Genomic DNA, 14227 nt, shown 5'->3' with positions numbered 1-14227 from the left:
CATCCGGGTTATGATTTCAACTATAGAAACTAAGTTTCAAATAATGGAACCACATAGGGAGGAAACCATGCGATCCATTTTGAAAACCCCGCTGGCTGTGCTGGCGGCAACGACAATGCTTGGCGGTGCCGCCGCCGCGCAGGAATTGTCGGGCACCCTGCGCATCGCGTCGGACATGTCGAACCCGGCCCCGCGCGCCGTGATCGAGGGTCTGGTCGCCGATTTCGGGGAAATGCACCCCGATCTCGAGATCGAGCTGACCGTGGTGGACCGCGAGGCCTGGAAAACCCAGATCCGCAACTCGCTCAGCGCCGATCCCCCCGATGTGATCAACTGGTATGCCGCCAACCGCATGACTCCTTACGTCGAGGCGGGCCTGTTCATGGACATCTCCGACTGGTGGGAGGCCGGTGACTACGAGGGGCTGGAATCTGTGCGCGGCGCGATGACGCTCAACGATGCGCAATGGGGCATCCCCTATACCTACTACCAGTGGGGCATCTACTACCGCGAAGACATCTTCAACGAGCTTGGCCTGGAAGAGCCCGCGACCTTCGAGGAAGAGATCGCCAATTGCCAGGTCATCGTAGACAGCGGGCGCGCCTGCTATGCCATCGGCTCGCGCTTCCTGTGGACCGCAGGCGGCTGGTTCGACTACCTCAACATGCGCACCAACGGGTTCGATTTCCACATGGCCCTGGCCCGTGGCGAGGTCGAATGGACGGATGAGCGCGTGCGCGAGACCTTCGCCAACTGGCGCCGCCTGATCGACATGGGCGCCTATGTCGAGGATCACCAGAACTACTCCTGGCAGGAGGCGCTGCCCTTCGTCGTGAACGGCGAGGCGACGGCCTACCTGATCGGCAACTTCGCCGTGCCGCACCTGCGTGAGGCCGGGCTTGGTGATGACCAGATCGACTTCTACCAGTTCCCGGTGATCACCGAAGGGCTGCCGATGGGCGAAGACGCCCCCACCGACACGTTCCATGTCGCCGCCGGCGCGCAGAACGTGGAAGCGGCGCGCGCCTTCCTGGCCTATGTCGCCTCGCCCGAAGTGCAGACCGAGATCAACGGCCCCGACGCGCTTGGGCAGCTGCCCGTCAACGCCAACTCGGAAGTTGCCGATGACGAGTTCCTGCAACAGGGCTTCACCATGCTCAGCCAGAACGCGGAAGGCGGCATCGCGCAGTTCTTCGACCGCGACTTCCCGGCCGAGATGGCCGCGATCGGCATGGAAGGTCTGCAGGAGTTCATGGTCTTCCCGGACAACCTCGACGACATCCTGGGTCGTCTGGAAGCCGCGCGGCAGCGGATCTACGAATAATCACATTTCGCGCGCGCCCCGCCACCCAGGGGCGCGCGTATCTCACAACCTATCCGCAAGGCCCTGCCCAGGGGCTTTCCGAATGCGTTGCCCAGGGGAGGGGATACCGACATGGCCACCGCCGCGTCACAGCAGACATGGATGCAGCGCAACAAGATGATCGTCACGCCGATCCTCTTCCTGTTGCCGGGGCTGCTGTTCTTTTCCGTCTACGTCATCATTCCGATTTTCCAGAGCTTCCAGATCTCGGCCTATGAATGGAACGGGTTGGGCGATCTCAGCGAACGGGGCGAGTTCGTGGGCCTGCAGAATTACCGCGAGCTGATGAGCGACCGCGCCTTCGAGGTCTCGCTGTGGAACAACGTCAAGTGGCTGGCGCTCTACCTGCTGGCCATTCCCGGCGGCCTCTTCATCGCGCTTTTCCTCAACCAGACCGTCACCGGCATCCGCCTCTACAAGTCGCTCTTCTTCTTCCCCTTCGTGATCAGCCAGGTCGTCGTGGGCCTGGTCTTCACCTGGTTCTACCTGCCGCGCGGGGGCCTGCTGAACACGATCCTGGGCGGCCTGGGGTTCGACACACTGAACATCCTGGGCGATCCGACGCTGGCCACCTACGGCATCATCGCCGCCGGTCTCTGGCCGCAGACGGCCTATTGCATGATCCTTTACCTCACGGGCCTCAACGCCGTGGACCCCGAACAGGTCGAGGCGGCGCGGCTGGACGGCGCCAAGGGCTGGCGGATGCTGTGGCATGTGGTGCTGCCGCAACTGCGCCCGGCGACCTTCATCGCCTTTGTCGTCACCATCATCGGCGCGCTGCGCAGCTTCGACCTGATTTCCGTGATGACCAATGGCGGCCCCTTCGGCTCGACCCGCGTGCTCAGCTTCTACATGTTCGAACAGGCGCTCAGCGAATACGGGTTCCGCATGGGGTACGGCTCGGCCATCGCGGTGGTGCTGTTCCTGATCATGCTGATCTTCATCGCCTATTTCCTCTACTCCATGTGGCGTGACGAACGCCCCGCGCGCACCTGAGAGGGCCAAAGACATGTTCCCCACCCCGATCCAGAAACGCAGCGAGGCGGTGCGCGTCACCTACCAGGTCTTCCTGCCCATCGCACTGATCCTGTGGCTCCTGCCGCTGATCGCCGTGGCGTCCTTCTCCATCCGGCCCCTGACCGATTTCACGCAAGGCAATTTCTGGGGCTGGCCGTCCTCGTTCAACCTGTTCACCAATTATGGCCGCGTGTTCTTTGAAAGCGACATGCCGCGCTACATGCTGAACTCGCTGATGATCACCATCCCCACGGTGGTCGGCGCGGTGGCGCTCTCGTGCATGACGGGCTTCGCGCTCGGCATCTACCGGTTCAAGGGCAACCTGCTGATCTTCTTCATGTTCATCGCGGGCAATTTCGTGCCCTTCCAGATCCTGATGGTGCCGGTGCGCGACCTGACCGTCAGCCTCAACCTCTACGACACCAAGCTGGGTCTCGTCCTCTTTCACATCGCGTTCCAGACCGGGTTCTGCACCCTCTTCATGCGCAACTTCATCAAGGCCCTGCCGGTCGAGCTGATCGAGGCCGCGCGGGTCGAGGGCGTCGCCGAATGGCGCATCTTCTGGTTTGTCGTCCTGCCGCTCATGCGCCCGGCCATCGCGGCGCTTGCCGTGCTGATCTTCACCTTCATCTGGAACGACTATTTCTGGGCCATCGTCCTGACCCAAGGCCCCGAGGCGCAGCCCGTCACCGCCGGCATCACCAGCTTCAACAGCCAGTTCGTGGCGCAATACCACCTGATGAGCGCCGGCTCCATCGTCGCCGCCATCCCGCCCGTGGCGATGTTCTTCGCCATGCAGAAACACTTCATCGCAGGTCTGACACTGGGGGCCGTAAAATGACCAAACTTGCCTTCATCGGCGCAGGATCGACGATTTTCATGAAGAACATCGTCGGCGACATGCTCCACTTCGATGCCCTGAAAGACGCGACCATCGCCCTGATGGATATCGACGAAACCCGGCTGGCCGAATCCGAGGCCGTGGCGAAGAAGATGATCGCCACCATGGGCACCGGCGCGACGGTCGAGACCACCACCGACCAACGGCGCGCACTGGACTGCGCCGATTTCGTCGTCACCGCCTTCCAGATCGGCGGCTATGACCCCTGCACGATCACCGATTTCGACCTGCCGAAGCGCTACGGCCTGCGCCAGACCATCGCCGACACGCTCGGGGTGGGGGGCATCATGCGCGGCCTGCGCACGGTGCCGCATCTGTGGCGCGTGGCCGAGGATATGGCCGCCCTCTGCCCCGACGCGCTGCTCATGCAATACGTCAACCCGATGGCGATCAACACCTGGGCGTTGGCCGAACGCTACCCGCAGATCAAACAGGTCGGCCTCTGCCATTCGGTGCAGAACACCGTGCAGGAACTGGCCCATGACCTCGACATGGATCAGGCCGATTTCCGCTACATGGTCGCGGGCGTGAACCATGTCGCCTTCTTCCTCAAGCTTGAGGATGTGCGCGGCAACAGCCTCTACCCGCGCCTTTCCGACGGCTACCGCGCGGGCCGCCTGCCCAAACCGCCCCTCCTGATGCCGCGCTGCCCCAACACGCTGCGCTACGAGGTGATGGAACACCTGGGCTATTTCTGCACCGAAAGCTCCGAGCATCTCGCCGAATACGTGCCGTGGTTCATCAAGGAAGGCCGCGACGACCTGATCGACCAGTTCGGCATCCCGCTTGATGAATACCCCAAGCGCTGCGTCGAGCAGCAGGCCGCGTGGAAGGAACAGGCGAAAGCCCTGCAATCGGCCAGCGAGATCGCGGTGCCCAAAAGCCATGAGTTTGCCGCCGAGATCATGAACGCGATCACCACCGACACGGCCTATGTCGCCTATGGCAACCTGCCCAATACCGGCCAGATCCCGCAACTGCCCCTGGGCGCTGCGGTCGAAACCCCCTGCCTGGTCGATGCGGGTGGCGTGCAGCCAAGCGTCGTGACGGACATCCCGCCGCAGCTTGTCGCGCTGATGCGCAGCCAGATCAACGTACAGGAATTGACCGTCCGCGCGCTGATCGACCAGAACCCCGACCACATAACCCATGCCGCGATGATGGACCCGCATACGGCGGCCGAGCTTGACCTGCGCCAGATCCGCGCCCTCATTGACGATCTGCGCGCGGCCCATGGGCATTGGCTGCCCGATTGGGCGCAGCTCAGACAGGCCGCCTGACATCATCTTCTTGGTAAAAAATACTCCCGCCGGAGGCGTTCCAACAGTGACCAAAAAACCCCGCAGAAGCCAGGCCTGGTACGGCAAATCCGACAAGGACGGCTTCATCCACCGCTCCTGGATGAAGAACCAGGGCTTTCCCGATCACGCCTTCGACGGGCGGCCCGTCATCGGCATCTGCAATACCTGGTCGGAACTGACGCCGTGCAATTCCGGCCTGCGCGAGCTTGCCGAGGGCGTCAAGCGCGGCGTCTGGGAGGCCGGTGGTTTCCCCGTCGAATTCCCGGTGATGAGCCTGGGCGAGACCCAGATGAAACCCACCGCGATGCTGTTTCGCAACCTGCTGGCGATGGATGTCGAGGAATCGATCCGCGCCTATGGCATCGACGGCGTCGTGCTGCTTGGCGGCTGCGACAAGACCACGCCGGGTCAGTTGATGGGGGCGGCCTCCGTCGATCTGCCCGCCATCGTGGTCAGCTCCGGCCCGATGCTGAACGGCAAGTGGCAGGGCAACGATATCGGCTCGGGCACGGATGTGTGGAAGTTTTCCGAGGCCGTGCGCGCGGGCGACATGACGCTCAAGGATTTCATGGCCGCCGAATCCGGCATGAGCCGCTCCAAGGGTGTCTGCATGACCATGGGCACCGCCTCCACCATGGCCTCAATCGTCGAGGCGATGGGCCTGTGCCTGCCCACCAACGCCGCCCTGCCCGCCGTCGATGCCCGCCGCATGGCGCTGGCCCATCTGACCGGCAAGCGTATCGTGGAAATGGTGGATGAAGACCTCAAACCCTCCGACATCCTGACCCGCGCCGCATTTGAAAACGCGATCCTCGCCAATGCCGCCGTCGGTGGCTCGACCAATGCCGTGGTGCATCTTCTGGCGCTGGCGGGCCGGGTCGGGGTCGATCTGACCCTCAAGGATTTCGAGATCGGCGGCGACATTCCCCTCCTGGTCAACTGCATGCCCTCGGGCAGATACCTGATGGAGGATTTCTGCTACGCGGGCGGCATGCCCGTGGTGCTCAAGGAACTGGGCGACCTCCTCCGCGCCTCCCGGACCGTCCTCGGCGGTGACATCGCGGCCTATGCCGACGGTGCCGAATGCTGGAACCGCGACGTGATCCGCCCCTTCGACGACCCCCTGAAACCTGCCGCCGGGTTGCGCGTGCTGCGCGGCAACCTCGCCCCCGACGGGGCCATCGTGAAGCCCTCCGCCGCCACCGAGGCGCTGCTGGAGCACGAGGCCGAAGCCTATGTCTTCGAGAGTATCGAGGATCTCAAGGCCAATATCGACCGCGATGACCTGCCCGTGACGCCGGACACGATCCTGGTCCTGAAAGGCTGCGGCCCCAAGGGCTATCCCGGCATGCCCGAGGTCGGCAACATGCCGATCCCGGCGCGGCTGGTGAAACAGGGCGTGCGCGACATGGTGCGCGTGTCGGATGCCCGCATGTCCGGCACCGCCTATGGCACCGTCATCTTGCATGTCGCGCCCGAGGCCAACGCGGGCGGACCCCTGGCGCTGGTGCAGACCGGCGACCGCATCCGCATCTCGGCCAAGACCGGCACGCTCGATCTGCTGGTCAGCGACGAGGAGCTAGCGACCCGCCGCGCCGCATGGGCCCCCGACCCGCCGCGCTATGACCGGGGCTATGCCAGGCTCTATGTCGATACCGTCTTGCAGGCAGACAGGGGGGCCGATCTGGACTTCCTCGTTGGCAAGGACACACGCCCCGTGACACGCGAAAGCCATTGACCCCGCCCCGCCCCGCCCCTCTTCTTTGTTCCGAAAATATCCCGGGGGGTTTGGGGGGCTGGCCCCCCAACCGGTCGACGCGCCGAAGGCGCGGCGAAACAGGCTCATGTCTGCACAGGGGGTGCATCGGGGGGTGTACGCATGGTGCATGGCGACTTTCGAGGAGGAATGAGATGACCGACCCGACCTATCCAGACCTTGACGGGGCCTCCGTCTTCATCACCGGCGGCGGCTCCGGCATCGGGGCCGACCTGACCGAAGGCTTCCTGCGCCAAGGGGCGAAAGTGGCCTTCGTGCAGCGCTCGGATGCCTCTGAATTCGTTGAGGAAATGGAGAAGAAGACCGGCAACCGGCCGCTCTTCCTGCAATGCGACATCACCAATATCGACCTCTTGAAATCCTGCATGGACCAGGCCGCCAAGGCCCATGGCCCCATCACCGCGCTGGTGAACAACGCGGCGAATGACAAGCGCCATTCTGCGCAGGACGTCACCGAGGAGTTCTGGGATTGGATGCAAGCCATTAATCTCAAGGCATATTTCTTCGCCTGCCAGGCCGTCATGCCGGGCATGAAAGCGGCGGGCGGCGGCGCGATCATCAACTTTTCCTCGATCTCCTACATGATGGGCAACGCCGGCTATCCCGCCTACACCACGGCGAACGGGGCGATCACCGCGATGACCCGCAGCCTCGCCCGCGAATTCGGCCCCGACCGCATCCGCGTCAACGCGCTGGCGCCGGGGTGGGTTCTGACGCAGAAGCAAAAGGACCTCTGGGTCACGCCCGACGCGCTGGAGGCCCATGTCGCGCGGCAATGCCTCAAGGACACGCTGGAGCCTGCGGATATCGTCGGCGGCGTCTTGTTCCTGGCCTCGAACACGTCGAAAATGATGACAGGTCAAATGCTTGTCATAGATGGCGGCGTGGTCACGACGGGGTGAACGACATGGACTCTCTCGACTGGATCGCGGTGGATTGGGGCACCTCGCAGCTGCGCGCATGGGCGATGGGGCCGGGCGGCGAGGTGCTGGACCGCGCGCAATCCGGTGACGGCATGGGCGGGCTGGATCGTGACGGGTTCGAGCCCGCGCTGCTGCGGCTGATCGGGCCCTGGCTTGGCGATAGCCCCGTCACGGTTCTGGCCTGCGGTATGGTCGGTGCCCGTCAGGGCTGGTGTGAGGCCGCCTATCAACCGGTCCCCTGCAAGCCCGCCGAGACCGGCCTGACAGCCGCGCCCACCACCGATCCCCGCCTCAATGTGTTGATCTTGCCGGGACTTTCCCAAGCCGCCCCACCCGATGTGATGCGCGGCGAGGAGACCCAGATCCTCGGCGCGCTGACGGAGGCGCCCGATTTCGACGGTGTCATCTGCCTGCCCGGCACCCACACCAAATGGGCCCATATCAGCGCCGGGGAGGTCGTCAGTTTCCAGACCGTGATGACCGGCGAGCTTTTCGCGCTGCTCTCGGACCAATCCGTCCTGCGCCATTCGGTCAAGGCCGATGCGCCCGATGCCGATGCTTTCGACGCCGCGCTTTCGGAAACCCTGTCGCGGCCCGAGAAACTGGCCCATGCGCTCTTTGGTATCCGCGCGGGCGACCTGTTGACCGACCAGGACGCGGCGCAGGCGCGCGGGCGCCTCTCCGGGCTTCTCATCGGGGCCGAGCTTGCCGCGACGCGCCCCTATTGGTTGGGCCGCGACATCCTGATCTGCGGCGCGCCCGCGCTGTCGGCGCTCTACGCCCGCGCCCTCACCTCGCAAGGCGCGATGGCCAAAACGGTCGAGGGCGACGCCCTGACGCTGAACGGCCTGCGCCGCGCCTATCGCATCCTGAAGGAGGGACAAGCATGAGCCGCCCCCTGATCGCCATCCTGCGCGGGATCACACCCGCCGAGGCCAAACCCACCTGCGCCGCGCTGATCGCCGCTGGCATCACCCGGATCGAGGTGCCGCTGAACTCGCCCGACCCGTTCGAGAGCATCGCCGCAATGGCCAACGCGCATGGGGAGGAGGCGCTGATCGGGGCTGGCACGGTGTTGAGCGTGGAGGATGTGGCCCGCGTTGCGGAGGCGGGCGGCAAGCTCATCGTCTCGCCCAACATGGACCGTGACGTAATCGCCGAGACCAGGCGGCGGGGCCTGCAAAGCTGGCCCGGTGTGATGACCCCGACCGAGTGTTTCGCCGCCCTTCAGGCCGGGGCCGACGGCCTCAAGATCTTCCCTGCCAGCCTGATCGGGCCCGCTGGCGTCAAGGCGATGCGCGCGGTGCTGCCGCCCGATTGCGAGGTTTTCGCGGTCGGTGGCGCGGGGGCCGAGAACTTCGCCGACTGGTGGCGCGCGGGCGTCAGCGGCTTCGGCATCGGCACCGCGCTCTACACGCCCGGCCTGTCAGTGGATGAGGTCACGGCGCGCGCCAACACGATCGTCGCCGCCTTCGATGAGGCCGCCGGATGAAGGTAAACGTCTTCGACCCCCGCACATGCGACCTCGGCGAGGGGCCGCTCTGGCATCCGTCTCTCAACCGGCTCTACTGGTTTGACATCACCGGCAAACGGCTGCTGACGCAGGGCCGCGAATGGCAATTCGACCGCCACGTTTCCGCCGCCGGGTGGATTGATGACACGATGCTTCTGATCGCCACCGAACGCGACCTGATCCGCTTCGACCTTGAAACCGGCAGGCAGGAACAGATCGCGCCGCTGGAGGCCGACAACCCGGTAACGCGCTCCAACGATGGCCGCGCCGACCCCTGGGGCGGGTTCTGGATTGGCACCATGGGCAAACATGCGGAACCCGAGGCCGGTGCGATTTACCGCTATCATCGCGGCGAGACCCGCAGGCTTTTCGACAAGATCACCATCACCAACGCGATCTGTTTCAGCCCCGATGGCACCCACGCCCATTTCGCCGACACCGGGCGCGGCACCGTCTGGCGGCAGCGCTTGGGCGAACAGGGCTGGCCCGAGGGCGACCCTGAGATCTACCTGGAGCACGGCCCCGATGGCCCCAACCCCGACGGCGCGGTGATCGACGCGGGGGGCAATTTCTGGTGCGCCGAATGGGGCAGCGCCCGCGTCCGTTGCTACGGCCCCGATGGCACCCGACTGCGCGACGTGACCCTGCCCACCAGCCAACCCTCCTGTCCGGCCTTCGGCGGGTGTGACCTCTACATCACCACGGCGCGGCAGGGGATGGGCGCGGACCGCATGGCGCGGGAGCCGCTGGCAGGACAGGTCTTCGTCGCGCGCGACGTGGCCGAGGGGCAGAAAGAACACCGGGTGATCTTGTGAAACGCACGCTTGGGACTTGCTACTACCCCGAACATTGGCCCGAGGCGCAATGGGCCGAAGATGCCGCGCGCATGGCCGGGATCGGCCTGACCTGGGTGCGCATCGGCGAGTTCGCCTGGTCGCGGCTGGAACCCGCCCCCGGCGATCTGCGCTTCGACTGGCTGGACCGGGCGATCGACACGCTCGGCGCGGCAGGGTTGAAGGTCGTGCTCGGCACGCCGACCGCGACGCCGCCGCGCTGGATGCTGGCGCGTCACCCCGACATGCTGGCCATCGACGCGATGGGCCACCCGCGCAAGTTCGGATCGCGGCGACATTACTGCTTCAGCCATGATGGCTACCGCGAGGAGGCCGTGCGCATCGCCCGCCTGCTGGCCGAGCGATATGGGCGCAACCCCCATGTCGCGGCGTGGCAGACCGATAACGAATATGGCTGCCATGACACGGTGATCTCCTATTCCGATGCCGCCACCCGCGCCTTCCGCGACTGGTGCGCGCAACGTTACCAGTCGCCGGACGCGCTGAACCGGGCCTGGGGCAATGTGTTCTGGTCGATGGACTATGACAGTTTCGACGACATAGACCTGCCCAACCTGACCGTGACCGAACCCAACCCCGCCCATGCGCTGGCCTTCCGCCGCTTCTGCTCGGACCAGGTGGCGCGGTTCAACGCCCCCCAGGTCGCTGCCATCCGCGCCCATTCCGATGCGCCGATCAGCCATAACTACATGGGCCGGATCACCGAATTCGACCATTACGCGCTTGGCCGCCAGATGGAGATCGCCACCTGGGACAGCTATCCGCTTGGCTTCCTTGAGGACCGGCTGGAGGACGACGCGGCGCACAAACGCCGCTACGCCCGCCAGGGCGACCCGGATTTCCAGGCGTTTCATCACGATCTCTATCGGACGGTCGGACACGGGCGTTGGTGGGTGATGGAACAACAGCCCGGCCCGGTGAACTGGGCCCCGCACAACCCCGCGCCACTGCCCGGCATGGCCCGGTTCTGGGCGTGGGAGGCCTTTGCCCACGGTGCCGAATGCGTCGCCTGGTTCCGCTGGCGGCAGGCCCCCTTCGCGCAGGAGCAGATGCACGCCGGGATGCTGCGCCCCGACAGCGCCCCGGCCCCCGCCTTCCACGAGGCGGCAGAGGTCGCGTCGGAACTGGCCGATCTGCCTGAGGTCGAGGCCGGCCAGGCCCCCGTCGCGCTGGTCTTCAACTATGCCTCCGCCTGGTCGTGGGCGGTGCAGCCGCAGGGCAAGGGCTTGGACTACTTCCGGCTGGTCTTCGAGATCTATCGCGGACTGCGCAAACTGGGCCAATCCATCGACATCGTGCCGCCGGATTGCGCGGATCTGGGCGGCTACAACCTCGTCCTGGTGCCGGGGCTGGAATGCGTGCCGCCGCGCCTGTTCGACGCCATCACGGCCAGCGGCGCGCAGGCGATGTTCGGCCCCCGCACCAATTGCAAGACGGCAGAGATGTCCATCCCCGTCCCGCTGCCGCCCGCCATTCCCGGCCTCGACGTGACCGTCGCGCGGGTGGAAAGCCTGCGGCCCGACATGCCCATCCCCTCGGCGCATCTGGGCCACATCACCGGCTGGCGCGAAATCCTGGAAGGCTCCGCCCCGGTGCAGATGACCACCGCCGATGGAGAGGCCGTCATCATGGGCGAAAACGGCCGCTATTACCTCGGTGGCTGGCCCGACGCGGGTTTCCTCGGCTGCATCCTGACCCGCCTGCTGACCGATGCGGGCCTTACCGCGCTGGAGATGCCCGAGGGCGTGCGGCGCAGGCAGGCGGGCGGGCGCGTGTTCCTGTTCAACCACGGCCCCGATCCGGTGGAGTTCCAGGGCCACCTGCTGCCCGCCGCGGGCGTTCACTGGTCGGGCGCAGGCGCGCGGCAGGGCAACTGAAGGCTCCCGCGCGGTCCGCGACGATCGCGGGTTGCACCTTCCTCGGGCGGCAGGCATCACTGCGCTGCGGTCATCCTCGGGGGCAGTCACGTGGCGAAGATCAGGGTTGTCATCAACGGGTTCGGGCGGATCGGCCGGTCGGTGCTGCGCGCCTGGCTGATCTCTGACGCCTGGCCCGAGGTCGAGATTGTCGGCGTGAACGATATCGCGCCCTTGGAGACCTGCGCCTACCTCTTTGAATATGATAGCGTTTTCGGGCCCTTCCCCGGTGGCGTCGAGGTCGAGCCCGGTGCCATGATCGCCGCGGGCCACCGCATCCCCTTCACGCAACAGCCCGACCTGGCGCAACTGAACCTCACCGGCGTCGATATCCTGATGGAATGCACCGGACGCGCCACGGATCGTGCGATTGCGGAGCAGGGGCTGGCGGCGGGCGCGGCGCGGGTGCTGGTCTCGGGGCCTGAAACGGATGCCGACCTGACCGTCGTGCTTGGCGCGAATGACGAGAAGCTGACACCTGCACATCGCATCGTCTCGAACGCCTCCTGCACCACCAACGCGCTGGCCCCGCTGGCCCGCGTGCTGGATGATGCCTGGGGCCTGGAAACCGCGCTGATGACGACGGTGCATTGCTACACAGGCAGCCAGCCGACCGTTGACATGCCGATGGCCAACCCCGCCCGCAGCCGCGCCGCCGCGCTGTCGATGGTGCCGACGACCACCAGCGCCGAGCAACTGGTCGATGTCGTGCTGCCGCATCTGGCCGGGCGCATCACCGGGTCCGCCGTGCGGGTGCCCTCGGCCTCCGTGTCCTGCGTCGATCTGGCGGTGATCCTGCGCGACAGGCCGCAGGCAGAGGATGTGCGCGCGCATCTGGCCCGCGCGGGCGGCGTGATCGGCTATACCGACAAGCCGCTGGTGTCGTCGGACCTGCGGCAAAGGCCGGAATCGCTGATCGTGGCGGGGCCTGAGATCAAGCGGTCAAAGGGCGGCATGCTGCGCGTCTTCGGCTGGTATGACAATGAATGGGGCTTTTCCTGCAGGATGCTGGATGTGGCCAAGATCATGGGAGAGATGACATGAGCGGATACAACACCTGGTTGCGTGAGGGCAATTTCATCAATGGTCAGTGGGTGGGTGCCGATAGCGGCGAAACCATCGACGTGACCAACCCGGCCACCGGCGACGTGATCGGCACGGTTCCGAACGCGGGCGGGGCCGAGACCGCGCGCGCGATTGACGCGGCGCAGGCCGCCTTTCCCGATTTCGCCGCGATGGACCTGATGTCCCGCGTCGGTCTGCTGTGGAAGCTGCACGATGCCCTGATGGACAATGCCGATGACCTGGCCGAGCTTCTGACGGTCGAGATGGGCAAGCCGCTGGCCGAGGCGAAGGGCGAAATTACCATTGGTGCGCAATACATTAGATGGTTCGCCGAGGAAGCCCGCCGCGCCAAGGGCGAGATCGTTCCGGCAGGCGTCAATGGCCGCCGCATCCTGGTGACGCGCCATCCCGTGGGCGTCGTCGGCATGATCACGCCGTGGAATTTTCCCTCCTCGATGCTGGCGCGCAAGATCGGACCGGCGCTGTCCGTGGGCTGCACCGTGGTGGCCAAACCCGCGACCGCGACGCCCTATTCGGGGCTGGCCTGGGCCGCGCTGGCCGAGGAGGTCGGCTTCCCGAAGGGCGTCTTGAACGTGGTCACGGGGTCCGCCCGCAAGATCGCGGGCGCGATGATGGACAGCCCCGCCGTGCGCAAGATCACCTTCACCGGCTCGACCGAGGTGGGCAAGGAGCTGATCCGCCAAAGCGCTGATACTGTTAAGAAAGTTTCGATGGAGCTTGGTGGCAACGCGCCCTTTATCGTGTTCGACGACGCCGATCTGGACAAGGCCGTCGAGGGCGCGATGGCGTCGAAATTCCGCAATGCGGGGCAGACCTGTGTCTGTGCCAACCGGCTCTATGTCCAGGCGGGGATTCACGATGCCTTCGTGGCCAGGCTGGTGGAGAAGACCGAAGCGCTGAAGGTCGGCAACGGGCTGGAGGAGGGCGTCGATCAGGGGCCGATGGTCGACATGAATGCCGTTGAAAAGGTTGAAGAATTCATCTCGGACGCCAGGCAGAAGGGCGGCGAGGTCGTCACCGGCGGCGCGCGGCATGACAAGGGCGGCAGCTTCTTCAAGCCGACGATCATCACCGCCGCGACGCAGGCCATGATGTTCGCCAGGGAAGAGATCTTCGGCCCCCTTGCCCCGGTCTTCCGCTTCGACAGCGAGGAGGAGGTCATCAAGCTGGCCAACGACACCGAGTTTGGTTTGGCCTGCTATGCCTATTCACAAGATCTGGGGCGCGCCTTCCGTCTGAACGAGGGGCTGGATTATGGCATGATCGGCATCAACTCGGGCCTGATCACCACGGTTGAGGCCCCGTTCGGGGGCGTCAAGGAAAGCGGGATGGGCAAGGAGGGCGGCAGCCAGGGGCTGGAGGATTACCTCGATACGAAATACGTCTGCATCGACGGGATTTGACCGGGGTAGTCGGGTATTTCTGACAGGTTTGTCCGTTTTTTGGCGGCGGTTGGTGGGCAGAACTGCCCACCCTACGCCAGTGTCGGCGGGGCGCCGCCTCGATCGCCGGATGACCTGCGCGACGTCTTGATCGGCGCGCGGCGCGGAGGGAGGATGCAGACCCGTCCGCATCG

At 65.5% G+C, this 14227-nt stretch carries 12 protein-coding genes; all 12 read left to right on the top strand.

The window, feature by feature from the left end; genetic code table 11:
- Positions 1–67 precede the first annotated feature (67 nt).
- The 12 genes from HNS34_RS10335 (at position 68) to HNS34_RS10280 (ending at position 14054) form a co-directional block, all read left to right on the top strand.
- Positions 68–1324 carry an ABC transporter substrate-binding protein gene (locus HNS34_RS10335; protein WP_172319990.1) on the top strand — a complete coding sequence of 419 codons (1257 nt, stop codon included), beginning with the start codon at positions 68–70 and terminating at the stop codon, positions 1322–1324.
- Between the two features lie 111 nt (positions 1325–1435).
- Positions 1436–2359: a carbohydrate ABC transporter permease gene (locus tag HNS34_RS10330; RefSeq protein WP_172319989.1), complete on the top strand. Its 924-nt coding sequence runs from the start codon at positions 1436–1438 to the stop codon at positions 2357–2359.
- Between the two features lie 13 nt (positions 2360–2372).
- Positions 2373–3221: a carbohydrate ABC transporter permease gene (locus HNS34_RS10325; protein WP_172319988.1), complete on the top strand. Its 849-nt coding sequence runs from the start codon at positions 2373–2375 to the stop codon at positions 3219–3221.
- On the top strand, positions 3218–4561 hold the full coding sequence (melA, locus tag HNS34_RS10320; RefSeq protein WP_172319987.1) for an alpha-glucosidase/alpha-galactosidase: 1344 nt from the start codon (positions 3218–3220) through the stop codon (positions 4559–4561). The genes HNS34_RS10325 and melA overlap by 4 nt, the downstream gene beginning before the upstream one ends.
- Before the next feature lie 46 nt (positions 4562–4607).
- Entirely contained in the window at positions 4608–6320 is a 1713-nt protein-coding gene (locus HNS34_RS10315; RefSeq protein ID WP_328700508.1) for an IlvD/Edd family dehydratase, read from the top strand.
- A gap of 173 nt (positions 6321–6493) precedes the next feature.
- A complete protein-coding gene (locus HNS34_RS10310; protein WP_172319985.1) occupies positions 6494–7261 on the top strand; it encodes an SDR family NAD(P)-dependent oxidoreductase in 768 nt (255 codons plus the stop codon).
- A 5-nt stretch (positions 7262–7266) separates the two neighbouring features.
- Positions 7267–8172, top strand: coding sequence for a 2-dehydro-3-deoxygalactonokinase (locus HNS34_RS10305; RefSeq protein WP_172319984.1), 906 nt, complete (start codon positions 7267–7269; stop codon positions 8170–8172).
- Positions 8169–8774, top strand: coding sequence for a 2-dehydro-3-deoxy-6-phosphogalactonate aldolase (locus tag HNS34_RS10300; RefSeq protein WP_172319983.1), 606 nt, complete (start codon positions 8169–8171; stop codon positions 8772–8774). The genes HNS34_RS10305 and HNS34_RS10300 overlap by 4 nt, the downstream gene beginning before the upstream one ends.
- The gene (locus HNS34_RS10295; RefSeq protein WP_172319982.1) at positions 8771–9610 is read left to right on the top strand and encodes an SMP-30/gluconolactonase/LRE family protein; all 840 of its coding nucleotides are present in this window, start codon (positions 8771–8773) and stop codon (positions 9608–9610) included. The genes HNS34_RS10300 and HNS34_RS10295 overlap by 4 nt, the downstream gene beginning before the upstream one ends.
- Positions 9607–11526 (top strand): beta-galactosidase, encoded by a 1920-nt coding sequence (locus tag HNS34_RS10290; RefSeq protein WP_172319981.1) that lies wholly within the window; start codon positions 9607–9609, stop codon positions 11524–11526. The genes HNS34_RS10295 and HNS34_RS10290 overlap by 4 nt, the downstream gene beginning before the upstream one ends.
- A 90-nt stretch (positions 11527–11616) precedes the next feature.
- Entirely contained in the window at positions 11617–12609 is a 993-nt protein-coding gene (locus HNS34_RS10285; RefSeq protein ID WP_172319980.1) for a type I glyceraldehyde-3-phosphate dehydrogenase, read from the top strand.
- On the top strand, positions 12606–14054 hold the full coding sequence (locus tag HNS34_RS10280) for an NAD-dependent succinate-semialdehyde dehydrogenase (RefSeq protein ID WP_172319979.1): 1449 nt from the start codon (positions 12606–12608) through the stop codon (positions 14052–14054). The genes HNS34_RS10285 and HNS34_RS10280 overlap by 4 nt, the downstream gene beginning before the upstream one ends.
- Positions 14055–14227: the final 173 nt, after the last annotated feature.

Source organism: Alterinioella nitratireducens (assembly GCF_013155465.1).
Classification (GTDB): Bacteria; Pseudomonadota; Alphaproteobacteria; order Rhodobacterales; family Rhodobacteraceae; genus Alterinioella; species Alterinioella nitratireducens.
This window is presented reverse-complemented; position numbering and strand designations above follow the sequence as displayed.